The organism is Pseudomonas sp. NY15437 (assembly GCF_048068435.1).
GTDB classification, from domain to species: domain Bacteria; phylum Pseudomonadota; class Gammaproteobacteria; order Pseudomonadales; family Pseudomonadaceae; genus Pseudomonas; species Pseudomonas nitroreducens_B.
The window spans coordinates 47,567-71,577 of sequence record NZ_JBLUQC010000008.1 but is presented as its reverse complement, the minus strand read 5'-3'; the positions used below and the strand labels follow the sequence as shown (position 1 = coordinate 71,577).

The following is a 24,011-nucleotide window of genomic DNA, read 5'->3' as shown; positions in this document are numbered from 1 at the left end:
ACCGGGCCGCGCGACTAACCTACGCAGATCGTAGCGAACCGGAAGGAAAACCATGATCAACGCCAAGCTCCTGCAATTGATGGTCGAAGCCTCCAACGACGGCATCGTGGTGGCCGAGCAGGAGGGGGAGGACAGCATCCTGATCTATGCCAACGCGGCCTTCGAGCGCCTGACCGGCTATGCCGTGGACGACATCCTTTATCAGGATTGCCGCTTCCTCCAGGGTGCCGAGCGGCACCAGGCGGGGCTTGCGGCCGTGCGCGAGGCGATCCGCGCCGGGCAGCCGTGCCGCCAGGTATTGCGCAACTTCCGCAAGGACGGCACGCCATTCTGGAACGAGCTGTCGATCACGCCGGTGCGCAACGAAGCGGACCAGCTCACCTATTTCATCGGCATCCAGCGCGACGTCAGCCGCGAAGTGGAGGCGCTGGAGCGCGTGCAGACGTTGCAGGCCGAAGTGGAGGCGCTCAAGGAACAGCTCGCCGCGCTGAGCCCGGGCGCGGCCGAAAAGTCGTGAAAAATTGTACAAGGCGACTTGATTTGTACAATTAATGCCGTAGGCTTCGCTTATACCTGTACAGAAAATAAAAGTTGTACAGGATTTGCCGGAGCCTGCCATGTCCTCGTTTCTGCAATCCTTCGCCAGGCGCTTTGCCGCCCTCGACGCGACCAGTCTCCACCGCCTGGATGAGCTGTACAGCCAGAACATCCGGTTCCAGGACCCGTTGCACCGGGTAGACGGGCTTGCCGACCTGCGCCGGTACTTCGCCGGGCTCTATGCCAACGTGCAGGAGCTGCGCTACGACTTTCACGGCTTCGATGAAGTCGCGCCCGGCCAAGGCTACCTGCGCTGGACCCTACACTACCGCCATCCGCGCCTGGCCGGGGGCGCGCTCGTTGCGGTGGAAGGCTGCAGCCATCTGCGCTGGGGCGAGCGGGTGGAGTTTCACCGGGATTACTTCGACGCCGGCGCGCTGCTCTACGAGCACTTGCCGCTCATGGACAGCGTGATCCGCTGGCTCAAGCGGAGGCTCGCATGAGCCGCATCTGGCTGACCGGCGCCAGCAGCGGAATCGGCGCCGCGCTGGCCGAGCGGCTGCTCGGCGACGGCCACAGCCTGGCAGTGACGGCTCGCCAGGCGGCCCCACTGCAGTCGCTGGCGGAGCGCTTTGGCGAGCGTGTACTGGTGGTGCCCGGCGACATCACGGATGCCGGGCAGGTCGCCGACATCGCGCGGCGCATCCAGCAGACCTGGGGCGCGCTGGATCGCGTGGTGCTCAACGCCGGGACCTGCGAGTACCTGGAGCCAGGGCAGTTCGATGCCGCCCTGGTGCAGCGGGTGATGAAGACCAATCTGTTCGGCGCTGCGCTGTGCATCCAGGCGTGCCTGCCGCTGCTTCGCCAAGGTCTGCGCCCGCACCTGGTGGTGATCGGCAGCGCGGTGACCTGGCTGGCATTGCCCCGTGCCGGGGCCTACGGCGCGTCCAAGGCGGCCCTGCGCTATCTGCTGGAATCGCTGCGTATCGATCTGGCGGCCGAGGCCATCGACACGACCCTGGTCAGCCCCGGCTTCGTCGACACCCCCCTGACCCGGCGCAACGACTTCCCCATGCCGATGCTGTGGCCGGTTGAGCGCGCCGCCGAGCATATCGTCCAGCGCCTGGAGGCCCGTCCGCTGGAGCTGGCTTTCCCGCGTCGCTTCGTGCTGGTGCTGCGGCTGATGGGGCTGTTGCCGGCCCGTTGGCGCCTCGGTCTCGGCCGGCGCCTGGCGCGTCGTCCGGCGGAGGCCTGAGCCATGCGCATCGCGATCATCGGCAGCGGCATCTCCGGCCTTACCTGCGCGCATCTGCTGGCCCGCCAGCACGAAGTGACCGTGTTCGAGGCCTCCGACTGGATTGGCGGCCACACCCACACAATGGACGTCGATTGGCAAGGCCAGCGCTACGCCGTGGATACCGGGTTCATCGTCTTCAACGACTGGACCTATCCGCGTTTTATCCAGTTGCTGACGCGCCTGGGCGTCGCCTCCCGACCCACCCAGATGAGCTTTTCGGTGCACGACCCGGCGAGCGGGCTGGAGTACAACGGCCATGACCTCAACACCCTGTTCGCCCAGCGGCGCAACCTGCTGTCGCCCGGCTTCTGGGGCATGCTGCGCGACATCCTGCGCTTCAATCGCGAAGCCCTCGACGACCACGCCGAGGAGCGCATTCCGCACGCGCTGAGCCTGGGCGACTACCTGCGCGCCGGTGGCTATGGCGAGCGTTTCATCGAGCATTACATCGTGCCGATGGGGTCGGCCATCTGGTCGATGTCCCGCGCCCGCATGCTGGATTTCCCGGTGCAGTTCTTCATCCGCTTCTTCGCCAACCACGGCCTGCTGTCGGTGAACAGGCGGCCGCAGTGGCGGGTGGTGGAGGGCGGCTCGCGCAGCTACGTGGCACCGCTGACGGCGCGGTACCGCGAGCGCATCCGCCTGAACTGCCCGGTGCATCGTGTGCGCCGCGATGCCCAGGGCGTGGCGGTGTTCAGCGCGGCCGGCAGCGAACGTTTCGACAAGGTGGTGTTCGCCTGCCACAGCGACCAGGCCCTGGCCCTGCTGGACGCGCCCAGCGTGGATGAACACGCCGTGCTCGGCGCGCTGCAGTATGCCGCCAACGAGGTCGTGCTGCACACCGACACCCGCCTGCTGCCCAGCCGCCGGCGCGCCTGGGCGAGCTGGAACTATCGGCTCGGTGGCCCGGAACAGGCACCCGCCGCGCTCACCTACGACATGAACCTGCTGCAGGGCATCCAGGCGCCGGTCACCTTCTGCGTCAGCCTCAACCAGGGCGAGCAGATCGACCCGGCCAAGATCCTGGCGCGCTTCGAGTACGCCCATCCGCAATTCAGCCTGGCGGGCATTGCGGCCCAGGCCCGGCGCGCCCGGTTGCAGGGGCGGCAGCACAGTTACTTCTGCGGTGCCTACTGGGGCAACGGCTTCCACGAGGACGGCGTGGTCAGCGCGCTGGAAGTCGCCGGTTACTTCGGGGAGCGGCTATGAAGAGCAGCCTGTGCAGCGGTTGGGTGATGCACCGACGGCTGCTGCCGCGCGTGCACGCCTTCCGTTACCCGGTGGGCATGGTGCTGCTGGACCTTGCGGAACAGCAGGCGTTGATGCGCCTTTCGCCCCTCCTGCGGTCCTCGCGCTTTGCGCCGCTGAGCTGGCGGCAGAACGATTACCTGCCGGCCTGGACGGAGCGGGGCATGCCGCTGGACGCCGCGGTGCGCTGCCTGCTGCGCGAAGCGCTGGGCGAGGCGCCCGCCGGCCAGATTCTGCTGCTCACGCAACTGCGCAACTGGGGCCTGTGGTTCAACCCGGTCAGCTTCTATTTCTGCCACGACCGCGACGGCCGGCTGGCCGCCATCCTCTGCGAGGTACGCAATACGCCCTGGCAGGAGCGCTTCCATTACGTGCTGCCGGTGAAGCCCGGGGCGCCCCAGGAACTGGCGGTCGCCAAGGCCTTCCACGTGTCGCCGTTCCTGCCACGGGAGATGGAATACCGCATGCGGTTCCTCATCGACCCGGCACGCGTGCATGTGCACATGGAGAACTGGCGCGACGAGCGCCTGGTGTTCCTCGCCCACCTCGATCTGCGTCGCGAGGAGCTGGACGGCGCATCCCTGCGCCGGCATCTGCTGGCGTTTCCCTGGCTGAGCCTGCGCACCGTGGCGGCCATCTACTGGCAGGCGCTGCGCCTGCTGTTCAAGCGCATTCCCGTTCACGACCACCAGGCCAGCGAGCAGCACCTGGCGGTCGGTCATAGCGCCCTCGAGGAGCCCGACCATGTCAGAACCCACCCTGAGCGCCCATAAGGCCGGCAGCGCCGCGCCGCGGATCGGCAACCTGTTCCGCCACGCGGTGATCGCCCGCCTGCGCCAGTTGCGCCACGGCTGGCTGCAGGTGCGCCGTGGCGAAAGCCTGCTGGACTTCGGCGACCCGCTCAGCCCACTGCGCGCGGTGATCGAGGTCCATGACGACGCGGTCTGGGGCATGGTGGCGTGCAACGGCTCGATCGGCGCCGGCGAAGCCTACATACACGGCTACTGGAGCAGCCCCGATCCGGCAGCGGTGACGCGCCTGTTCGTCGCCAACCTGGCGGTGCTCGATGCCATGGAGGGGGGCCTGGCACTGCTGGCAAGGCCCGCGCTGCGCCTGCTGCACTGGCTCAACCGCAATAGCCGCAGCGGCTCGCAACGCAACATCCGCGCGCACTATGACCTGGGCAACGACCTCTTCGAACGCCTGCTCGACCCCACGCTGATGTACTCCTCGGCGATGTTCGCCAGCCCCTCGCAGAGCCTGGAGCAGGCCCAGTTGAACAAGCTGGAGATCATCTGCCGCAAGCTGGACCTGCAGCCCGAGGATCACCTGCTGGAAATCGGCACTGGCTGGGGCAGCCTGGCGTTGTACGCCGCCACGCATTACGGCTGCCGGGTGACCACCACGACCCTGTCGAAGGAGCAGTACGCCTGCGCCCAGTACCGCATTCGCGAGCAGGGCCTGGAGGACCGGGTGACCCTGCTGCTGGAGGATTACCGCGAATTGCGCGGGCACTACGACAAACTGGTGTCCATCGAGATGATCGAAGCGGTCGGGCACCGTTACCTGCCCGAGTACTTCCGCCGCTGCGCCGCGTTGCTCAAGGACGACGGGCTGATGCTGCTGCAGGCCATCACCATCCGCGACCAGCGCTACGAGCAGGCGCGGCGGTCGGTGGACTTCATCCAGCGCTACATCTTCCCCGGCGGCGCGCTGCCCTCGATCACCACGCTGCTGCAGACCGCCACGGCGCACACGGCGCTCAATCTCGTCCACCTGGAGGATTTCGCCGGGGATTACGCGCGCACCCTCAGGTATTGGCGCGACAACCTGCGGCAATCGCGCACCGAGTTGCTGGAGCTGGGCTACGACGAGAGCTTCCAGCGACTGTGGGAGTTCTACCTGTGCTATTGCCAGGGCGGTTTCGAAGAGCGCGCCATTGGCGTGGCGCACCTGCTGTGGGCGGGGCCGGCGGCGCGCCAGGCAAGCCTGGTGGATCAGCTGGAAGCCTGATGGACCGGCGCCTGCCACTCTTGGCCAATGCACTCTGGCTGCAAGTGGGCTGGTGGGGTTGTGTACTCGGGGCGCAGCGCCCGGTATTGCTGGGCGCGGTGGCGGTGGGGTTGCTGGTGCACCTGGGCGCGTGCCGCCAACGGGGTGAGGAGGGCAGGGCGCTGCTGCGCGTCGGCCTCGCCGGTTGTTTGTTGGACGTGGTGCTGGGATGGATCGGACTGTTCGACTTCCACGGCGTGCTGCTGCCGGGCTGGCTGGCCTTGCTCTGGCTGGTGTTTGCCAGCGGACTGCGCCATAGCCTGGCCTGGGCCGCGCGACCGGCCTGGGGCGGCGTCCTCGCGGGGGCGGTGGGAGGCCCGTTGGCCTACTGCGCCGGCGCGCCGCTGGCGGGCGTCGGGTTGCCGCTGGGCGTGGCGGTATCGGCGCTGCTGCTGGCCGTGCTGTGGGCCGCCTGGCTACCGCTGATGCTGCGCCTGGCCCTGGGGCGGTGAACGCCGACAGCGTTCCGAACAATAGCGGACCTCTTCCCAGCAACGCGCCCAGCGTCGCCGCCAGGTGAACGGGCGACCGCAGACCGCGCAGATCTTCTCGGGCAGGTGGGCTTTCTTCATAACGCCAGCCCCGCATCCAGGCGTGCCAGCAGCGCCTCGCCCCGCTCCCACAGGGCGAGGCTGCGCGCCTCGTCCATGCGTTGCAGGTTGCGATAGGCCATGGCCATCCGCGGATTGGCGCCGAGCCGTTCGCGGTGGCGCATGAGGAAATGCCAGTACAGCGCGTTGAACGGGCAGGCGTCCTCGCCGGTCGCCTGGTCGACCCGGTAGCGGCACGCGCCGCAGTGGTCGGACATGCGCTGGATATAGCGACCGCTCGCGCAGTAGGGCTTGGAGCCCAGATAGCCGCCGTCGGCATGCATCACCATGCCCAGCGTATTGGGCAGTTCGACCCAGTCGAAGGCATCCAGGTACACGGCCAGGTACCAGTCGCAGATGGCCGGCGGCGCGATGCCTGCCAGCAGGGCGAAGTTGCCCGTGACCATCAGCCGCTGGATGTGGTGGGCGTAGCCAAGCTCCAGCGTCTGGCCGATCGCCTGGGCCATGCAGCGCATGTCGGTCTGCCCGGTCCAGTAGAACGCAGGCAGCGGCCGGCGATTGCCCAGCGCGTTGAGGTGCGCGTACTCGGGCATGCGCAGCCAGTAGATGCCGCGCACGTACTCGCGCCAGCCGATCAGCTGGCGGATGAAGCCTTCGGCGGCGTTCAACGGCACGCGGCCCTGGCGGTAGGCCTGCTCCACGTCGTTGCCCAGCTGGCGCACGTCCAGCAGGCCGATGTTCAGTGCGGCGCTGATGCGCGCGTGGAACAGGAACGGCTCGCCTTCGGCCATGGCGTCCTGGTAATCGCCGAACGCCGCCAGGGAGAACTCCAGGAAGTGCTGCCAGAGCTGCTGCGCCTGGTCGTGAGTCACGGGGTAATCGAAGCCGTCCAGGCGGCCATAGTGATCGCTGAACCGCGCGCCCACCAGGTGCATGACCTCGCGGGTGATGCGGTCCTGCCCTAAGCGCGCCGGGAAGGGGCCGCGCAGCCCCTTCGGCAGGGGCTTGCGGTTGTCCGCGTCGAGGTTCCAGGCGCCGCCGACCGGGTGGCCATCGGGTTCCATCAGCCAGCCCGTGCGCCGACGCATCTCGCGGTAGAAGTGCTCCATGCGCAATTGCCGGCGCGCTCCGGCCCAGCGCGCAAACGCCTCCCGGCTGCAGAGGAAGCGCTGGTCGTCATGCCAGACCAGCGGCACCGCGCCGCCGCGCAGCGCCTGTTCGAGCCGCCAATCGCCGCACTCGGTAACGTGCACCTCGGGTTGGCCCAGCGCGGCATGCCAGCGCTCGACTTCGCCGGGGAGGCTGCCGCTGTTGTCGGCATCCTCCAGCGTCACGTAGATCACCTGCCAGCCGCGCTCACGCAGTGCCTGGGCGAAGTGGCGCATGGCGCTGAAGATGAGCACGATCTTCTGCGGGTGGTGGGGCACGTAGCGTGCTTCCTCGTTCACCTCGGCCATCAGGATCGTATCCCGGGCCGGGTCCAGCGCGTCGAACAGCGACAGCTCGAAACTCAGCTGGTCACCCAGCAGCAGGCCCAGGCGGCGTGGTCTGTCGGTCATTCGCGGGGTTCCAGCGACAGCGCGACGCGCAGCGGCGGCACGGCCGTCGGATGCGTCGCGCCGATCTCGTCATGCACGCAGTGCTGCACCAGCTCGCAGGGCAGCGACGCCCATTCGCGCAGCACGTCGCGCACCTGGGCGATGGAGCGCAGGTGCAACATCTCCCCGTGGGCATCGCGCAGCGGTTGCGAGCCCTCCGCCAGGCGCGCCTGCACGACATAGAAGCCGCCCTCCAGCGAAATCGCCTCGAAACCCCGTACGCGCCCGGCCGCCACGGCCTGCGCAAGTTCCTGCATTGTCATCGATGGCTCCTGGCCGGCGCGGCCGGCGAAAGGGGCGAGCGCCGGCCTCAGCTGTTGCCGGGGTGGGCGGCGGCCTCGCGGCGGAAGAACAAGGTCACCTCGCCCAGCTCGACGCCGAACTTGCGCATGCTGGAGCGGTTGATCAGGGTGTCGTCGTCCATGAGGTACATCCAGTCGTCGAAGCTCACCTGCCAGGTGCTGCCGTCCACCTCCAGGTTCAGGTCGTAGCGCCAGCGCAGGGCATTGCCGGCGATTTCACCCACGGCCTCGCCAACCACATCGGCGGCGCGCCCGCGCCAGCGGCCGGGGCCGTCCGGGGTGAGGGTCCAGATGCGTTGCTGGCGGGTGCCGTCGCTGTAGCGGAAGCGCTCGTTGAGGATCAGGCGTTGCCCGTCGCGGCGGCTGGTGATGTCCACCTCGAAGCGCTTGACCACCTCCCCGGACGACTTCTGGAAGATGCCCCAGGCTTTCACCGGGCCGGCGAAGAAGGCCGGCAGGTCCAGGGCCGGGCGCTCGTGGGCGTAGTGCTCGACGCCGACGTTGCCGCAGCTGCCCAGCAGCAGGCAGAGGGCGAGTTGGCACAGGCGCAAGGTCAACTTCATGGCTCATCTCCGTTCAGGCCCAGCAGGTCGCGGCGCAGGTCGGGGCTGCGCGTGCGCGGGTCCAGCCAGATGGAAAAGAACGCCCGGGCAAAGCGCGCGTCGGCTACGTTATGGTGCAGCTTGCCGTCGACGTAGAAGCGGCAGCCCTCGCCGGGCAGATAGACGCCGGTGATGCGCTGCCGCGGCTGCACATCGACGAAGGACTGGCGCATCTCGCCAGCCCAGCGCCCCAGCTGCGTGTCGTCCTCGTTGCCCAGGCGGCGCATCTCGTCGAGGCTGGCCTGTACCAGGGTGTCCCGGGACAGTTCGCGTCGATAGACCAGCTCCAGGGCAAAGGCATGCGTCCAGTCCGGGGCGGCGGTGGCGCTCCACAGATGCGCCTCGTACACCACGAAGCCGAACCAGGTGAACTGCCCCTGGCCAACCTGCGCCGCGCCGGGGACCTCGCTTCGCCAGTCCGCGCAGGCAACCTGGCCCCACAGGCCGCACAGCAGGGCAAGGCTCAAAGAGAACGGGCGCAGGGTGGTTGGCATGAGTTCGACTCCGGGTACGTCACCTAATAGTTGTACAAAAAATACTTTATGTATAGGTATTGGGCGAATGGTGGCCCACGCAATCCATCGACTGGACCACGGGCGGTCGCGGCACCTGGGAGCTGGGAACGTGCCGTGTGGGGAGCCTTGCGGCTATTCCGGCACTGAGCTTGCGTACAACGTTGAGGCTAAATTGTGTGCATTGAAAATGATTTGTATAGATAATGGCGCATTCGTGCAGTTCGCCCCGAGCGCATTGCTGCCCCTGACCCACCGGTAGGACCGACCATGCCGCCAGCGCCACCCCTGACCCGCCCCCAACGCGCGCTCCGCAGCGCCGCCATTGCCGGCGCGCTGTGCGGCGCCCTCGGCCTGTTCGCCTGGAGCGCCGGCTGGCTGGGAGCTCATCCGCTCACCAGCGCTCAACTCATCGAACGCATGGAGGCCAATGCCGGCGTACATCCGGGCTATCGCCGTGCGCATCCGCGGGGCATCTGCTTCAGCGGCTACCTGGAGGTGAACGGCACCCTGGCGCCGCTCTCCCGCGCGGCGCTGCTGGGAGCGGGCCGTGTGCCGGTGCTCGGGCGGTTGTCGGTGGGCGCCGGCAACCCCCACGCCGCCGACACCAGCGTGCCAGTGCGCAGCATGGCGTTGCTGCTGCGTCAGGCGGACGGGCAGCAGTGGCGCATGGCGATGAACAATCCGCCTGTGCTCGCGGTGCGCACCCCGCAGGACTTCTACGAGCAGTTGGGGGCGATGCGCCCGGACCCGGCGACCGGCAAGAGCGACCCGGCGCGGGCCAAGGCGTTCTTCGACGCACACCCGGAAAGTGCCGAGTTCCGCGCCTGGGCGGCGGCCTACCGGCCCAGCGACAGCTTCGCCAGCACGGCCTACAACAGCATCAATGCCTTCGTCCTGGTTGACGGCAAGGGCCAGCGCCAGGCAGTACGCTGGTCGATGGTGCCGCAACTGCCCGCCACACCGCTGGCCTCGGCGAACGTGCCCGACGATGTGCTGCAACAGGACCTGCTGCAGCGCCTGCAAGCGGCGCCGCTGCGCTGGACCTGGCGTTTCACCCTGGCCGGCGCCGGCGACACGGTGGAAGACCCGACCCGCGCCTGGCCGGCCGAGCGCCCGCAGGTGGACGCCGGCACTCTGGTGGTGGAGCAGGCCGACGCGCAACTGGGCGGCGACTGCTACGGCTTCAACTTCGACCCGTTGATCCTGCCCGACGGGGTCGAGCCCAGCGGCGACGCCATCCTCCGTGCCCGCTCTTCGGCCTATGCGCAGTCCTACCGGCGGCGAACCCTCGAAGGGCAGCCCTCCAGCCAACAACCGGGAGTACAACCGTGAGCGCGCGTGTCGATTCGTTCCATCCGCTGCTGCGCCTGCTGCACGGCCTGATGGCGGTGCTGGTGGTCGCCATGCTGTTCATCGGCGTCACCATGGTCGCCAGCGTTGACGGCCTCCAGCCGCAGCTGGTCGCCTGGCACAAGCCGCTGGGATTGGTGTTGCTCGTGCTTCTGCTGCTGCGCCTGCTGGTTCGCGCGGTCACGGCGCGCCCGGCGCTGCCGGCCTCGGTGACGCCCTGGCAGCGCCGCCTGGCGGGTGCGGTGCATGTCGCGCTCTACGGCCTGCTGCTCGGGCAGATCCTGGTCGGCTGGGCCACGCAGGGCGCCGCGGACTATCCGCTGCGGCTAGGCGGATGGCACGTCCCGGCGCTGGTCGGCGCCAATCCTGACCTCTATGGCCTGCTGCGTGGCGCGCACGCCTGGATCGCCTATGCGCTGTTCGCGCTGATCCTCCTGCATGCCGCGGCGGCGCTGGTGCATGGCCTGCTCCGCCGCGACGGTGTGTGGTCGAGCATGTGGCGTCTTCGCCCCGCGCGGGAGCACCCCGGCCAGCCGCGCCGCTGAGCGGCGCCCGTCGGCGCAACGGCGGCTGCCGAGCGCCCGGCGGCGCTAGTCGCCGGCTTGCCGGGCGATCAATTCCGCCAGGGCTTCGCTGATGGGTTGGGTGTTCGCTTCCAGCACCCGCAGATGGCGCTGCACGGCTTCGCAGGTGTCCGGCGCGCCGCTGGCCTCTGCCCAGGCGGCGAGTTCCTGGATGGCGGCGCGGGTGGCGTTGATGTTCTGGTTGATGCGGCAGACCAGCGAGGGGAGGGGATGGGTATTCATGATGACCTCCGCAGCGACAGCTGAGCACGCAAAAGCAAGAAAGGCCGCATCTGTCGACGCGGCCTTGGGGCGTGCGGCGGCTGCTCTCCACGCCGCACGGCAGAAAAATTTACCAAAAAGCGTTGCGGTTTCAAGCCCCCATCCCCGTGCCCAGGGCAGCCCGAAAGCAGCCCCGGACCGCACCGGCCGCTGCCGTGCAGTGGCGCGGCTGGCAGCCGGGCTCAACCGCCGTGGAGCCGGTTGCGGCCCAGCCGCTTGGCGGCATACAGCGCACCGTCGGCGCGGTCGAGCAGCGCTTGCCAGCCGTCCAGCTCCGCGCCCGCCGCACAGGCGATGCCAATGCTGACGGTCACCCGCCCGAACGGGCTAGCGCGATGGTCGATGGCGTTCTCCTCCAGCCGGTCGAGCATCATCTGCGCCACGACGGCCGCCCCGGCACTGTCGGTCAGGGGCAGCACCACGGCGATTTCCTCGCCGCCGTAGCGCGCCACCAGGTCGGTCGGGCGGCGCACGCAGGCCGCCAGCAGCGCGCCGACCTCCTGCAGGCAGGCGTCGCCAGCGGGGTGGCCATAGGTGTCGTTGAACAGCTTGAAGTGGTCGATATCGATCATCAGCAGGGCCAGCGAGGTCTTTTCCCGCTGGGCCCGGCGGACTTCGACGTCCAGCGTCTCGTTGAAACAACGGCGGTTGGCGAGGCCGGTCAGCGGGTCGTTCAGCGCCAGGTGCGCGAGCTTCTGGTTGCTGTCGAGCAGCTGTTGCTGTGCGACGCGCAGCTCGCTCTCCACGGCAACGCGCCGGCGGATATCGCGAATCAGCATCCAGCCGACGAAGCCGGTGAGCATCAGCAGGCCGGACACCACCAGCAGCGACAGCAGCGCCTCGAAACGCCAGGCGGCCAGCGCCTCGTTCCTGCCCAGCGCGACCGTCGTCACCAGGGGCAGCTTGTCGCTCTTGCGGAAGGCGTAGAGACGCTCCACGCCGTCCAGGCTGGAGGTGAAGGACGCGGTGCCGACGGACCGGTCGACCAGGTACTTGGCGTAGATGGGCGACTTGGAAAAGTTGCGGCCCATGTCCTGCTCGCGGAAGGGGTAGCGCACCAGCAACGCGCCGTCGGTGTAGGACAGGCCGATGGCGCCTTCGCGGCCGATGTCCAGCTGGCCGAACAGGCGCAGGAAGTTCTCGATGCCCAGGGTCACCGCGACGACGCCGGCGAACTCCCCGTGCGGGCCGTCGAATCGACGGCTGACGGTGATCACCCATTCCTGCGTCGAGCGGCTGCGGATCGGCAGCCCAATGAACGGCTCGCGCGAGGGATCGTCGCGGTGGTGGATGAAGTAGGCCCGGTCGCTGCTGTTGGCGCCAGCGGGGATCGGCCGGTTCGACGACATCAGCCAGCGGCCGTCCTTGTCGTACACCGTCACGCCGCTCATCTGCGGCATCAGCGACTGCTGGCGGCTGACCAGTTGCCGCAGCCGCTCGATCTGCGCCGGCCCGCTGCCCTCGGTTTCCAGCCGTTCCACCAGGCCGAGCAGGATCATCGAGCTTTGCCGGACGATTCCTTCGGAATAGGTCGACAGTGCCTGGGTGAGGTTGAGGCTGTGGGTATTGATGTCATCGAGCATCTGCTTTCGAGAGGCCATCACCTTCCACAGCGTCAGCGATGCCAGCGACAGACCGATGATGAAAAGGAGCAGAAACACAAGGTGGATGTCACGCTTCACGGCGGTGACCGCAGGGGTCCCGCTTTTCCGTAGGGCAGGCAATCGCAAGATATTTCCTTATCAACAGCGGTCCGGGGAGGGCTGTCCCGGGTGATGCCCAGGTCGCTGGGCATTAACCGGAGCGCCTTGCGCGTCATGCGATTCAACCAGCGTCGGCCTCGAGCGCCCTCCAGCGAACCTCCGGTGAGGGGGCGAGCGGAGCGGCAATTATCTCGCAAAAGCGGCCGAAGCAGCGCACGTGGCGATGGGGTTACGTTAGCCCAGAGTGCTCACCGGTGAGCGACGAGCCATTCGGGGAAGGGGCGGGAAGGGCACGCATCCCGCGTGGCGAAGCGGGAAATATCGGGCCGGGTTCAGCGAACTTTTCGGGTATTGATAAGGTTTCTGCATCAATGCATGCAAACATAGCACTTATCGTTTCAAATTGTGTCGAGCAGAATCCGGCCTTCGCAAGCGTCAACAAGCCTAAATAAGATCGCTGGAGAAATGACCTATGCATGCCTCCCACACCCAGGGCTCGCCCTCCGCACGCTCAAAGGCGGGCGCCGTCTTCCGCGTGACCTCGGGTAACTTCCTCGAACAGTTCGATTTCTTCCTCTTCGGCTTCTACGCCACGCAGATAGCCGCCGTCTTCTTCCCGTCCTCCAGCGAATTCGCCTCGCTCATGATGACCTTCGCGGTGTTCGGCGCGGGCTTCCTGATGCGCCCGCTCGGCGCGGTGATCCTGGGCGCGTACATCGACGACGTGGGGCGCAAGAAAGGCCTGATCGTCACCCTGTCGATCATGGCCAGCGGCACCCAGCTGATCGTCCTGGTGCCGGGCTACGCCAGCATCGGGCTCTGGGCGCCGTTGCTGGTGCTGGTGGGGCGGCTGCTCCAGGGGTTCTCCGCCGGAGCCGAACTGGGCGGCGTCTCGGTCTACCTGGCGGAAATGGCCACCCCGGGGCGCAAGGGCTTCTACACCAGTTGGCAATCGGCGAGCCAGCAGGCGGCGATCGTGGTGGCCGCGGGGTTGGGCTACGTGCTGAACCAGCAGCTGTCGCCGGCCATGGTGGCCGACTGGGGCTGGCGGATTCCCTTCGCGGTGGGCTGCATCATCGTGCCGTTCATCTTCGTGCTGCGCCGCAGCCTGGAGGAAACCGAGGAGTTCGCCAAACGCGCGCAACGCCCGACCATGAAGCAGGTGTTCGCCACGCTGGGGCGCAACTGGAGCGTCGTCGTGGCAGGCATGCTGATGGTGGCCATGACCACCACCGCGTTCTACCTGATCACCGTCTACGCCCCGACCTTCGGCAAGACCGTCCTCAACCTGAGCACCACCGACGCCTTGCTCGTCACGCTGCTGGTGGGCGTATCGAACTTCATCTGGCTGCCCATCGGCGGGCACCTGAGCGACCGCTTCGGGCGCAAGCCGATGCTCATCGCCATGACCCTGCTGGCGGTGTTCACGGCGTATCCGGCGCTGTCCTTCCTGGCCGCTTCGCCCAGTTTCGCGCACATGCTCGAAGTGCTGCTCTGGCTGTCCTTCCTCTATGGCCTCTATAACGGCGCCATGATCCCCGCCCTGACCGAAATCATGCCGGTCGAGGTGCGCGTCGCGGGCTTCTCCCTGGCCTACAGCCTGGCCACGGCGGTGTTCGGCGGCTTCACGCCGGCCATCTGCACCTGGCTCATCCACCTGAGCGGCGACAAGGGCGCGCCGGGCTACTGGATGACGTTCGCCGCGCTGTGCGCGCTCTGTTCGACCCTGCTGCTCTACCGCGACAGTTCCTCCCGCGCCGCCGTGCCGGCCTGACTGACTGAGAGACTCCCCGATGAAAACACTGGCGAAACACCTTGCCGCACTCTCCATCGGCCTCTGCGCGCTGAGCGCCGGGGCCTCTGCCGAAGAGCTGGACGTCATGACTTCCGGCGGCTTCACCGCGGCGTTCAAGCAGTTGAACCCGGCGTTCGCCCAGCGTAGCGGCGATACCATCCACACCGTGCTCGGCCCGTCCATGGGGCAGGCCCGCGAAGCGATTCCCCAGCGGCTGGAGCGGGGCGAGAACGCCGATCTGGTGATCATGGTCGGCTACGCGCTGGACGAGCTGATCCGCCAGGGCAAGGTCGACCCGGCGTCCAAGGTGGAACTGGTGGACTCGCGCATCGGCATGGTGGTGAAGCAGGGCGCCGCCAAGCCGGACATCGCTACCGAAGAAGCATTCCGCAAGACCCTGCTCAACGCCACGTCGCTGGCCTACTCCGACAGCGCCAGCGGGGTGTACATCCAGAACCAGCTGTTCCGCAAACTGGGCGTGGAGCAAGCGGTGGCCCCGAAGGCCAAGATGATCGAGCGCATCCCGGTGGCGTCGGTCGTGGCGTCCGGGCAATACGAAATCGGCTTCCAGCAGGTCGCCGAATTGCTGCCCGTGCCCGGCGTGACCTTCGTCGGCAAGATCCCGGAAAGCCTGCAGTCCGTCACCCGCTATTCCGCCGGCATCCCGTGCAACGCCAAGCACCCGGCGCAGGCCAAGGCGCTGCTGGCGTACCTGTCGTCGCCGGCGGCGCAGCCGGTCATCCAGGCGACCGGGCTGGACTCAATCCCCCGCTGACCGTACCGGCATGTCCCTGACAAGCCGCTCCAGTTCGAGTGCCGCCGGCGTCAACGCGCGTCCGCGGCACTTGATCAACCCCACATGCCGCATCACCTGCGGCTCCTCCAGCGGTACCGCGGTCAGGATCGGATGACTCGTGCGCGGCATCGCGATCGAAGGCACCGCCGCCACGCCCACCCCGGCTTCCACCAGGCCGATCGCCGTCGTCACGTGCCGCGTCTCGCAGATGCTCTGGCGCGGCGGATGCAGGCGCTTCAGGGCCTGGCTGAGGATCAGGCGATTGCCCGAGGACTTGTCCAGCGAGATGTAGTCGTACTCGTACATCTGGCTCCAGGTCACCGACGGCAGGTCCGCCAGCGGATGGTCGCGGCGGCAGGCCATCACATAGCGCTCCTCCAGCAACCGCTCGAAGATCAGCTCGGGCCCCAGGTGCCCGGTGAAACTGACGCCGAAGTCCGCTTCGCCGCTGGCCACCGCCGCGTTGACGTCATTGGCGCTGGAGTCCAGCACCATGATCTTGATGCGCGGATAGAGCCGATGGAACTCGCTCACCACCTGCGGCATGAAGTAATAGGCCGCCGAGGGCACGCAGGCGATGGTGACGCGCTCGGTCCGGCTGGAGGCGACCTCGGCGATGTTCATCAGCGCGCTGTCCAGGTGATCGAGCACCCGCTCGACTTCCGGCAGGAAGGCGCGGCCGACCGGGGTGAGGCTCACCTTTCGCGTGGTGCGCTCGAACAGCCTGACGTTCAACGCCGATTCAAGCTTCTCGATGCGCCGGCTCAGCGCCGGCTGGGTGATCTTCACGGCCTCGGCGGCCTTGCGGAAACTGCCTTTCTCGACCACGGCGCGGAAGGCTTGCAGGTCGTCGAGGTCGAAGTTGATGCTCATGGCGGGGCTGCGCTATTGATAGAAGAGCTGCATCAATAGCATGCCCGGCCAAGAACGGAAAAGCCCGCCGCCGCCCGTGCCCGATGCGAAGCGCCAGAGCGCAGGCATTCGCCGTTCAGGCGCCGCCACGGAAGCAGGACACGCCCCAGGCGGTGAGCTTGAACGGCAGGTGATAGTGCTGGCGCGCATCGCCGATGCCGAAGCGGTAGATCAGCTCATCGAGGAACGGCGTGGCGGGGAGGGCGGTCCCAGCCGCGCGGTAGAAGGCGGCGACCTGCAGGCGCACGTCGTAGACGCCGCTGCCGAACTGCTCGGCCAGGGTTTCCAGCCCCGGCAGCAGTCCACGCTCATCGATGCGTCCGTGCAGGATGGGCGCGCCGTCCGGACGCCCGATGCTCACTTCCAGGCCTTGCACCACGCGCCCCGTGGCGATGTCGACGACGTGGATGGACACACCGCCGTTCATTCCCAGAACCCCGCGTGGGCGGTCGCGGCTTCGTCCTCCAGCAGGGGGCCGTGGACCACGACCGCGCGCTGGCCACGGGCGAACACGTCGCGGCAGGGCAGGGAGAAGGTGGGGTTCTCCGGGTGCGCCCCCGTCAGGCCGAGCAACGCGTGCTCGGACAGCGCATAGACCACCCGGCCGATGCCCGTCCAGTAGATCGCCCCGGCGCACATGCAGCACGGCTCCGCGCTGGTATACAGCGTGCAGTTCGCCAGCTCCTCCGGGCTCAGCAGGCGCGCGGCCTGGGCGGCTGCCACGAGTTCCGCGTGCTGGGTCGGGTCGCCTTCGGGCGGCATGGAATTGTTGCCGGCGCGGGCGACCACGCGGCCCTCGGCATCGGCGACGAGAGCGGCGAAGGGATGACGCCCGCGCTCGCGGGACTCTTCGGAGAGGCGGATCGACTGGCGCAGCAGGTCCAGGTCGAGTTCGGACAGGCCGGCCGGCGTAAGGTTGCTGAAGTGGCTCATGGAGATTCCTTGGGCAGTGAAAGGGCGCGCGCCGGAGCGCGCGCGATGGGTCACTGGGTGGTGCCGGCCTGGCTGGCCGGTTCGGTGGTGGCGCGCTGCTCGCCATTGAGCAGCAGGTTGAGCAGGATCGCAGTGATCGCGCCGAGGAAGATGCCGCTTTCCAGCACCAGCCTGAGCGGGCCGCTGGCGTGTTCGAAGAGGGCGGGGAAGGACATCGGCAGCACGCCGATGCTGATCGAGACGGCAACGACGATGCCGTTGCGGGTCCCCTCGAAGCGCACGCGGGAGAGCTCCTGGATGCCGGCGACCGTGGTCATGCCGAACATCACGATGGCGCAGCCGCCCAGCACGGGCGTGGGCACCGCCGCGATCAGCGCGCCAAGCTTGGGGAACAGCCCCATCAGCACCATGATGGCGCCGGCCGCGGCGACCACGAAGCGGCTCTTCACGTTGGAGAGAGCGATCAGCCCGGTGTTCTGGGTGAAGGCGTTATAGGGAAAGCTGTTGCAGAAGCCGCCCAGCAGCGTCGACAGGCCGTCGGCGCGGAAGGCGTCGCTCAGGGTGCGCTGGCTGGTCGGCTTGCCCACCAGCTTGCCGATGGCCAGGCAGTTACCGGTGGTTTCCGCCATGATCACCAGCATCGCCAGCACCATGATCAGGATCGGTGTCACGGAGAATTGCGGTACGCCGAAGGCCATCGGCGGGCTCAGTTCGAACCACGCCGCTGCGCCGACCTGGCCGAAGTGGGTCATGCCGAAGGCCGCCGCCACCAGGCTGCCGGCGATCAGCCCGAGCAGCACGCTGAGGTTGCCGATGAAGCCGGAGAACCGCGCGTAGATCACCAGCGTGATGGCCACGGTCGCAAGGCCCAGCAGCAGGTTGGCCGGCTTGCCGAAGTCTTCCGCGCCGGGGTTGCCGCCGCCCAGCCAGATGGCGGCGGCGGGCATCAGGGAAATGCCGATGATGGTGATCAGGCTGCCGATCACCACTGGCGGGAAAAACCGCAGCAGGCGGCTGAACAACGGCGCCAGGGCGATGGTGATGGCGCCGGCGGCGATCACCGCGCCGAACACTTCCTGCAGGCCGAACTGCTTGCCGATCATGATCATCGGTGCCAGGGCGATGAAGGAGCAGCCCTGGATCAGCGGCAGGCGCGCGCCGAAGCGCCAGAAGCCGAGGGTCTGGATCAGCGTGGCGATGCCCGAGGTGAGCAGGTTGGCGTTGATCAGCGTGACGACCTGCGCCTGGGTCAAGCCCAGGGCGCTGCCCAGGATGAGCGGGACGGCAACGGCGCCGGCGTACATCACCAGGACGTGCTGCAGACCGAAGGTGAAGAGCTGCCGCAGGGGCAACAACTCGTCCACCGGGTGAACGTGGGTGTGGCTCATGTCATGTATCTCCTGAAGGTGCGGCTCTTGTTGTTATTACGGGCGCCCGGAGTGACACGCAGCACAGTGGTCGAGGGCAGCTGCTGCCGATGTCGAGGGGGATGATCCTGCGTTACAAGCGATGGAACAAATGAATAACCATCGTTAGTATCGATGGATCATCACGCCGGAGCCGAACCGATGCGCTTTTCCCTGGAGCAGTTGCAGGTCTTCGTCGCAGCGGTCAACGCCGGTTCGTTTTCCGCCGCCGCGCGTCGCCTCGGGAAGACCCAGTCGACCATCAGCGCCGCCATCGGCAACCTGGAGACCGACCTGGGCGTCGAGCTGTTCGATCGCTCCAGCCGCATCCCCTCGCTGACGCCCGCCGGGCACAAGCTGCTGTTGCAGGCCGAAGCGGTGCTGGAGCGCTGCTACGCGCTGGAGGGCAGCGCCGACAGCCTGGCGGACCAGGTGGAACCCTCGTTGACGCTCGCCATCGAGGTGCCCTATGCCTCGCTGATCCCGGTGCTCAGTGAGTTCGACGCGGCCTTTCCCTTCGTCGACCTGCTGATCCGCCACCCGCTCAATGGCGACGTCAGCGAGCTGGTGCTCAAGGGCGAGGCGGACCTCGGCGTGGCGTTCTCGCAGCCGCACTACCCACAGGCGCTGGCGTTCCAGCAGTTGGGCAAACTGATCATGGCCCACGTCTGCCACGCCACCTTTCCCCTGGCCCGGCGCGCTCAGGTCGGCTTCGCCGATCTGCACGCCTACCGCCGCCTGGCCTACGTGGCCCATGCGCAGAAATTGCCTAGCAGCGAATACCTGCGCGCCGCCCAGGTGTGGCGGGCGGAAAGCTACCTGGCGCTGGTGGAGATGGTCCGCGCGGGCCTCGGCTGGGCGACCTTGCCGCGGCAACTGATCCAGCGTGAACTCGCCGCTGGCGAACTGGTGGAATTGCAGTTGGAGGCCTACCCCCACACGGACTGGCTGGTGGGCGTCGATCTGCTCTGGCAACGCCAGCACCGGCCGGGCAAGGCGGAGCGCTGGCTGCGCGAATGCCTGCAGCGGGCGAAGGTCTACGAACTCGACCGCCAGGGTGTGCAGACGACGCGCTGAGGCTCAGCAGCGGAGCCGTGTAGTCGGTATGGAATATTGAGGGCCCTGTCGCTGCGACTGTCGCGCGACGCTGGCACAATGCAATCCTTGATTGTTCGGATGCGTTGCTGGAAGATTTTTCGTTCAGCTCAGAGAGCAGAATCCTACGGAAGGGGTTAAACATTGTCGCTCTATCGCCTCAACGAAGCGGACCTGGATATTCCCGATGCCTGGCAGGACCAGAGCATCAACATCTTCAAGCTGCCCGCCAATGGCCCGGCCCGCGAAGCCAGCTTCGTCATCAGCCGGGACGCCAGCCAGGGCGACGCCTCGTTCGCCGAGTACGTCAGCGGTCAACTGGCCAATGCCGAAAAGCAGTTGCCGGGGTTCAAGCTGCACAAGCGCTGGGATTTCAACATCCATGGCCACGCCGCGGTGATGCTGGATTACCAGTGGCAGCGCGAAGGCCGTGACCTGATGCTGCGCCAGGTGTTCATCGAACGCCGTCCGGCGGTGCTGATCACCACCCTTACCACCACGCCCTACGACCTGCCGCACCATGAAGCGGCCTGGAAGCAGGCGATGCAGAGCCTGGTACCCCAGCCGACCACCGTTTGAGTACGCCGCATGGATGCGCAAGCTGCAGCACGCCTGGGCGATGAGATCGCCCATGGTTTCGGCGTCGCCGCGATGGTCGCGGGCGCGGTCGCCGGGGCCCTGATCGGCGCCGCGGTAGTCGCCGCCACGGCCGCCACCGGTGGCCTGGCGGCGGTGATCATCGCCGGTTCGATCGCCGCGGGCGGCCTGTCGATGTTCCAGATCGTCAAGGGCCTGACCACCATCTTCGAGTTGCCCGAGCCCACGACCGGGGTGCTCATACGGGGCAGCTTCAATGTCTACGTGAACAGCCGCAACGCGATGCGCGCGGGCGACGATGCGTCGTCCAGCTGCACCGGGCTGCCGCTGAACCACCCGATGTGGCCGTTCCCGGTGGTGATCGCCGAGGGCAGCGCCACGGTGTACATCAACGGCAAGCCCGCCGCGCGGCTGCAGAGCAAGATGGTCTGCGGCGCGCACATCAAGACCGGCAGCAAGAACACCTTCATCGGCGGCCCGACTGAGCGCGTGGCCTTCGTCCTCGACCTCGAGGAATGGTTGCACACCGGGCTGGAGGCGCTGGGCATCGTCGCCGCGCTGGGCGGGCTGGTGCTGGCCGCCATGGCTGGGCTGGCGGCGCTGGGCACCTTCGTGGTGGTCGGCGGGCTGATCATGGGGGGCATGGAGCTGCTTGGCCAGCTCGGTGATCGCCTCGGCCCCGGCTACCGCGACCTGCTGCAGGGCGTGGCCGGCATGGCGCTGCTGGGCCTCAGCCCGAAGATGGCGCGCCTGGGCCGCGAGCCAACGGCCTGGGAGCTGCGCCAGAATGCCTTCAAACCCGGCGTCACCGAGAACGACATCCTGGCGTTGCCCCACGGCAAGCGGCCGCCCCCCACCGATTACCTGAAGGACTCCTACGTCAAGCAGCACCTGGAGGTGTTCGAGAAGGAAGGCGGTTCCTTCCTCTTCACCCCCGGCGATATCGCCGACCCGATGTACACCACCTTCAACCCGAAGAAGTTCGTCATGGCCCGTTCCGACATGGATGCGGTGGTTGCCAAGTACCGCGAGAGCGGCGACGTGGCGGTGCTGGAGGACGCGCTGGGCTACAAGAAGGGCGATCTGGTCGGCAAGGACATCTACCGAGTCAACATCGACAACCCCAAGGTGGTCATGCCCAGCGGCAACGAGGGCGGCGCCAACTCGCTGTGGCGGCCCGGCGGCGTGACCTATCCCGGCGGCAACCGCGAGGCCGTGCTGGACAACGTGCCGATTGCCCACGGCAATGACCTGGGCATACTGTCCTCCACCCAAGATGTGACGAGAATTCCATGACGACACCCGACGACGTCCTGTCCCTGGCGCTGGCCAACGACGAACTGGACCGATTCCTGGCCGGCGAGCCGTTCTATTTCGTCGAGGCGCAGACCGACAACCCCGAGCCGCAGAACGTCGCCCAGGCGTTCGACGAACTGGTGGTGCCGCAGTGGCAGCAGGACCCCAGCTTCGCGCCGCGCTTCGTCGCTGCGCTGATGAAGCTGCTGGCCAGCTATCCCGACCGCAACCGCGCGATCTACCTCGCCCATCGCTGGGTCTGGTACTACCGCTACTGCCTTTCGAAGAAGCACGCGGAACCCACGGGTCGCTATGCCGGGCTGTTCGACGTCGACCTCGGCGGGGTGGCCGCGCAGCTCAAGCAGCTGACCCAGGAGCGCAAGGCCGACCTGCTGGCCGACACGCGCTGGGCCGGTGCCAGCTGGAACAGTGACAACGGCCTGTGGGGGCCGCTGCTGCGCACCTCGATCCACCTGCGTGACCGGCTCGGCGGCCCGGACTTCGTGCCGGACAACCCCTGAGCTTCCACGGGGCAGCGACGGATGCAATTCAACGACCCGTGCTGGAGCCGCGAGCATCCCCCCGATCCGCCGATGCCTGGCGCGCGCCCGGGGCAGGGCGCGCGCGTGGGCATCAGGCCTTGGGCGGCGGCGGGAAGGTCGCCTGTACCTCGGCGTCGATGCTGCCCTTTTTGCCCTGGCCCTGGGCATCCACCGCGCTGGCGCCGCCTGAGTTGAGGTCCAGCCGGCCGCCGGTGTCGATGTTGCCATTGCCGCTGGCGTAGATATTGAAGGCGCTGCCGGAGATGTTGATGCGCCCATCGGCGTTGAACTCCAGCACGCTGAGGCCGCAGACCAGGCGGATCTGCGCGCCGGCCTCGATCAGGTACTGGATGCTCACCTTGTCGCTCTTCATGCCACCCACCAGCAGGCTGTCGTTCTGCTTGACCGCCCGCGAACGGTGCTGGCCGATGCGCACGTTCTCGTCATTGCCGATGTTCTTGGTACGGTTGTGGCCGACGCTGTGGCTCTCGTCGACTTCGACGACGATGTCCTGGTTGCGCTCGGCGTGGATGTACAGCTGCTCCGCGCCTTTCTTGTCCTCCATGCGGATTTCGTTGAAGTTGGCCGGCGTGCCGCCCTTGCTGGAGCGGCTCTTGATGCCGCTCTGGGTGGCATTGGCGGGGAGGTCGTAGGGCACCGCCTGGTCGGCGTTGTAGACGCGCCCGGTGATGATCGGCTGGTCCGGGTCGCCTTCGAGGAAGCTGACGATCACCTCCTGGCCAATCCGCGGGATCTGCACGCTGCCCCAGTTCTTGCCGGCCCAGGCCTGGGACACGCGGATCCAGCACGAGCTGTTTTCGTTGGACTGGTCGTGGCGATCCCAGTGGAAGTGCACCTTCACCCGGCCGAACTGGTCGGTGAAGATTTCCTCGCCGCTGGGACCGACCACGCGGGCGGTCTGCGGGCCGCGGACGCTGGGCTTGCGGGTGATCTCCAGCGGGCGGAAGGTCTGCTGCGCATCGGTGCAGGTGAGGTTGCACAGGTACTGGTCGCCACCGCCGCTGCCGCTCTCCAGGGACTCCTGGGTGACGCGGTAGCTGGCGCCGACGATCAGGTATTCGCGGTTCTGGTCGGAGCGGGAGAAGCCGGTGAGGCTGAACAGGTCACCGCTGGCCAGGCCGCGCGCGTTGCCGCTGAACTCCACGCGCTCGTGCAGGCTCTGCAAGGCGTCGATGCGGTTGCGCGCGTACTGCTCGCCATGCTCGCTCTGCACGTAGGCGCCGGGGTAGTCGTACAGCGCGTAGTCGCCGGCGCTGTGCGGGCGGGGTTGCGCCGAGCGCACGTCCATGCGCGCGGCGGGGCGCTGGAAGTCGTAGTCGTTGAGTTCCAGGGAGCCGGGCTGCACCTGCTGCGCCAGGCGCCAGTCGTTGAGGTGGTCGCGCTCGCGGTGCTGGCCGTCCGGCGGGTAGTAGGGCACCTGCGCGTAGCCGGCCGGGGTGCGGTGGGCGCCGTAGGCGTCGGCCAGCACCAGCACGTGGCGGTCCTTCTCGTGGCGGAAGTAGTAATAGATGCCTTCCTTTTCCATCAGCCGGCTGACGAAGTCCAGGCTGGTCTCGCGGTACTGCACGCAGTACTCCCACTCGCGGTAGCTGCGGCTCAGGGCATCCTCGAAATCGGAAAACCCCAGGTCGCGGAAGACCTGCTTGATGATCTGCGGCACGCTCTGGTGCTGGAAGATGCGGCAGTCGGAGGTGCGGCTGAGCAGCCACAGCCAGGGCCGCAGCGTCACCTGGTAGGCCGCGAACTGGCCGATGTCGATGCTCTGCCCGCAGCGCGCCACCAGGCCATGGAAATGCCGCTGGCCGCCCTCGGGCAATTGCACCGATACGCACAGCGGCTTGCCCAGCAGCTGGTTGAAGTCCAGGTTGGCATCGCGGGAGACCAGTTGCAGGTCGTACTCGAAGAGCCGCCCCAGCTCGTCGTTGCCGGAGAAATCGCGCAGCAATAGCGCGTCCGGGCCCAGCGGGCTGGAGACCTGGGCGAAGCGGGAATGTTGCGTGAACGGGGTGAACTGCATG

General features: G+C 67.6%; 27 protein-coding genes. 15 read left to right on the top strand and 12 right to left on the bottom strand.

Annotated features, from left to right (window positions below; genetic code table 11):
• The first annotated feature begins 52 nt into the window (after positions 1-52).
• The 7 genes from ACNFIA_RS18785 to ACNFIA_RS18755 all read left to right on the top strand — a co-directional run bounded on the left by ACNFIA_RS18785 (position 53) and on the right by ACNFIA_RS18755 (position 5,586).
• The gene (locus ACNFIA_RS18785) at positions 53-517 is read left to right on the top strand and encodes a PAS domain-containing protein (protein WP_416787584.1); all 465 of its coding nucleotides are present in this window, start codon (positions 53-55) and stop codon (positions 515-517) included.
• 100 nt (positions 518-617) lie between these two features.
• On the top strand, positions 618-1,040 hold the full coding sequence (locus ACNFIA_RS18780) for a nuclear transport factor 2 family protein (protein ID WP_416787582.1): 423 nt from the start codon (positions 618-620) through the stop codon (positions 1,038-1,040).
• Entirely contained in the window at positions 1,037-1,792 is a 756-nt protein-coding gene (locus ACNFIA_RS18775) for an SDR family NAD(P)-dependent oxidoreductase (protein WP_416787579.1), read from the top strand. Before ACNFIA_RS18780 ends, ACNFIA_RS18775 begins: the two co-directional genes overlap by 4 nt.
• A 3-nt stretch (positions 1,793-1,795) precedes the next feature.
• Positions 1,796-3,043, top strand: coding sequence for an NAD(P)/FAD-dependent oxidoreductase (locus ACNFIA_RS18770; RefSeq protein WP_416787576.1), 1,248 nt, complete (start codon positions 1,796-1,798; stop codon positions 3,041-3,043).
• Entirely contained in the window at positions 3,040-3,855 is an 816-nt protein-coding gene (locus ACNFIA_RS18765; RefSeq protein WP_416787574.1) for a DUF1365 domain-containing protein, read from the top strand. The genes ACNFIA_RS18770 and ACNFIA_RS18765 overlap by 4 nt, the downstream gene beginning before the upstream one ends.
• Positions 3,827-5,095, top strand: a complete 1,269-nt coding sequence (locus ACNFIA_RS18760) for a class I SAM-dependent methyltransferase (RefSeq protein ID WP_416787572.1) — start codon at positions 3,827-3,829, stop codon at positions 5,093-5,095. Before ACNFIA_RS18765 ends, ACNFIA_RS18760 begins: the two co-directional genes overlap by 29 nt.
• On the top strand, positions 5,095-5,586 hold the full coding sequence (locus ACNFIA_RS18755; RefSeq protein WP_416787569.1) for a DUF2878 domain-containing protein: 492 nt from the start codon (positions 5,095-5,097) through the stop codon (positions 5,584-5,586). The genes ACNFIA_RS18760 and ACNFIA_RS18755 overlap by 1 nt, the downstream gene beginning before the upstream one ends.
• Here ACNFIA_RS18755 and ACNFIA_RS18750 read toward each other — a convergent pair.
• Genes ACNFIA_RS18750 through ACNFIA_RS18730 form a run of 5 tightly spaced genes read right to left on the bottom strand, consistent with a single transcriptional unit; the run spans position 5,551 to position 8,681 of the window.
• Complete coding sequence (locus ACNFIA_RS18750) at positions 5,551-5,706, bottom strand: DUF2256 domain-containing protein (protein ID WP_416787566.1); 156 nt, start codon at positions 5,704-5,706, stop codon at positions 5,551-5,553. The two genes, ACNFIA_RS18755 and ACNFIA_RS18750, sit on opposite strands and share 36 nt — an antisense overlap.
• Positions 5,703-7,244 (bottom strand): cryptochrome/photolyase family protein, encoded by a 1,542-nt coding sequence (locus ACNFIA_RS18745; protein WP_416787563.1) that lies wholly within the window; start codon positions 7,242-7,244, stop codon positions 5,703-5,705. Before ACNFIA_RS18745 ends, ACNFIA_RS18750 begins: the two co-directional genes overlap by 4 nt.
• The gene (locus tag ACNFIA_RS18740; RefSeq protein ID WP_416787560.1) at positions 7,241-7,546 is read right to left on the bottom strand and encodes a DUF6482 family protein; all 306 of its coding nucleotides are present in this window, start codon (positions 7,544-7,546) and stop codon (positions 7,241-7,243) included. Before ACNFIA_RS18740 ends, ACNFIA_RS18745 begins: the two co-directional genes overlap by 4 nt.
• A 47-nt stretch (positions 7,547-7,593) precedes the next feature.
• Positions 7,594-8,148 (bottom strand): DUF3833 domain-containing protein, encoded by a 555-nt coding sequence (locus tag ACNFIA_RS18735; RefSeq protein ID WP_416787558.1) that lies wholly within the window; start codon positions 8,146-8,148, stop codon positions 7,594-7,596.
• On the bottom strand, positions 8,145-8,681 hold the full coding sequence (locus tag ACNFIA_RS18730; protein ID WP_416787555.1) for a chalcone isomerase family protein: 537 nt from the start codon (positions 8,679-8,681) through the stop codon (positions 8,145-8,147). Before ACNFIA_RS18730 ends, ACNFIA_RS18735 begins: the two co-directional genes overlap by 4 nt.
• A 288-nt stretch (positions 8,682-8,969) precedes the next feature.
• Between ACNFIA_RS18730 and ACNFIA_RS18725 the strand changes: the two genes are divergently transcribed.
• On the top strand, positions 8,970-10,034 hold the full coding sequence (locus ACNFIA_RS18725) for a catalase family peroxidase (protein WP_416787553.1): 1,065 nt from the start codon (positions 8,970-8,972) through the stop codon (positions 10,032-10,034).
• Positions 10,031-10,597: a cytochrome b gene (locus tag ACNFIA_RS18720; protein ID WP_416787550.1), complete on the top strand. Its 567-nt coding sequence runs from the start codon at positions 10,031-10,033 to the stop codon at positions 10,595-10,597. Before ACNFIA_RS18725 ends, ACNFIA_RS18720 begins: the two co-directional genes overlap by 4 nt.
• A 45-nt stretch (positions 10,598-10,642) precedes the next feature.
• Here ACNFIA_RS18720 and ACNFIA_RS18715 read toward each other — a convergent pair whose 3' ends face one another.
• Positions 10,643-10,858, bottom strand: a complete 216-nt coding sequence (locus ACNFIA_RS18715) for a hypothetical protein (protein ID WP_259754954.1) — start codon at positions 10,856-10,858, stop codon at positions 10,643-10,645.
• 221 nt (positions 10,859-11,079) lie between these two features.
• Positions 11,080-12,579 (bottom strand): diguanylate cyclase, encoded by a 1,500-nt coding sequence (locus ACNFIA_RS18710; protein WP_416787547.1) that lies wholly within the window; start codon positions 12,577-12,579, stop codon positions 11,080-11,082.
• Between the two features lie 493 nt (positions 12,580-13,072).
• On the opposite strand from ACNFIA_RS18710, the gene ACNFIA_RS18705 reads away from it, so the two are divergent.
• The gene (locus ACNFIA_RS18705; protein ID WP_416787544.1) at positions 13,073-14,374 is read left to right on the top strand and encodes an MFS transporter; all 1,302 of its coding nucleotides are present in this window, start codon (positions 13,073-13,075) and stop codon (positions 14,372-14,374) included.
• A 19-nt stretch (positions 14,375-14,393) separates the two neighbouring features.
• On the top strand, positions 14,394-15,170 hold the full coding sequence (locus tag ACNFIA_RS18700; protein ID WP_416787542.1) for a substrate-binding domain-containing protein: 777 nt from the start codon (positions 14,394-14,396) through the stop codon (positions 15,168-15,170).
• Here ACNFIA_RS18700 and ACNFIA_RS18695 read toward each other — a convergent pair.
• The 4 genes from ACNFIA_RS18695 to ACNFIA_RS18680 form a co-directional block, all read right to left on the bottom strand.
• Positions 15,156-16,064, bottom strand: coding sequence for a LysR family transcriptional regulator (locus ACNFIA_RS18695; RefSeq protein WP_259754961.1), 909 nt, complete (start codon positions 16,062-16,064; stop codon positions 15,156-15,158). The two genes, ACNFIA_RS18700 and ACNFIA_RS18695, sit on opposite strands and share 15 nt — an antisense overlap.
• Before the next feature lie 115 nt (positions 16,065-16,179).
• On the bottom strand, positions 16,180-16,518 hold the full coding sequence (locus tag ACNFIA_RS18690) for a hydroxyisourate hydrolase (protein WP_416787539.1): 339 nt from the start codon (positions 16,516-16,518) through the stop codon (positions 16,180-16,182).
• Between the two features lie 8 nt (positions 16,519-16,526).
• The gene (locus ACNFIA_RS18685) at positions 16,527-17,036 is read right to left on the bottom strand and encodes a deaminase (RefSeq protein WP_416787536.1); all 510 of its coding nucleotides are present in this window, start codon (positions 17,034-17,036) and stop codon (positions 16,527-16,529) included.
• Between the two features lie 50 nt (positions 17,037-17,086).
• Positions 17,087-18,424, bottom strand: a complete 1,338-nt coding sequence (locus ACNFIA_RS18680; RefSeq protein ID WP_416787534.1) for a nucleobase:cation symporter-2 family protein — start codon at positions 18,422-18,424, stop codon at positions 17,087-17,089.
• Positions 18,425-18,604: 180 nt separating this feature from the next.
• Here ACNFIA_RS18680 and ACNFIA_RS18675 point away from each other — a divergent pair, with 180 nt between their 5' ends.
• The 4 genes from ACNFIA_RS18675 to ACNFIA_RS18660 all read left to right on the top strand — a co-directional run bounded on the left by ACNFIA_RS18675 (position 18,605) and on the right by ACNFIA_RS18660 (position 21,951).
• Entirely contained in the window at positions 18,605-19,519 is a 915-nt protein-coding gene (locus ACNFIA_RS18675) for a LysR family transcriptional regulator (protein ID WP_416787531.1), read from the top strand.
• 162 nt (positions 19,520-19,681) lie between these two features.
• A complete protein-coding gene (locus ACNFIA_RS18670; RefSeq protein WP_017518706.1) occupies positions 19,682-20,116 on the top strand; it encodes a DUF1795 domain-containing protein in 435 nt (144 codons plus the stop codon).
• Positions 20,117-20,125: 9 nt separating this feature from the next.
• A complete protein-coding gene (locus tag ACNFIA_RS18665) occupies positions 20,126-21,430 on the top strand; it encodes a PAAR domain-containing protein (RefSeq protein WP_416787528.1) in 1,305 nt (434 codons plus the stop codon).
• A complete protein-coding gene (locus ACNFIA_RS18660) occupies positions 21,427-21,951 on the top strand; it encodes a hypothetical protein (protein WP_416787526.1) in 525 nt (174 codons plus the stop codon). The genes ACNFIA_RS18665 and ACNFIA_RS18660 overlap by 4 nt, the downstream gene beginning before the upstream one ends.
• A gap of 112 nt (positions 21,952-22,063) precedes the next feature.
• On the opposite strand, the gene ACNFIA_RS18655 is transcribed toward ACNFIA_RS18660, so the two are convergent.
• Positions 22,064-24,010, bottom strand: a complete 1,947-nt coding sequence (locus tag ACNFIA_RS18655; protein WP_416787523.1) for a type VI secretion system Vgr family protein — start codon at positions 24,008-24,010, stop codon at positions 22,064-22,066.
• Position 24,011 lies beyond the last annotated feature (1 nt).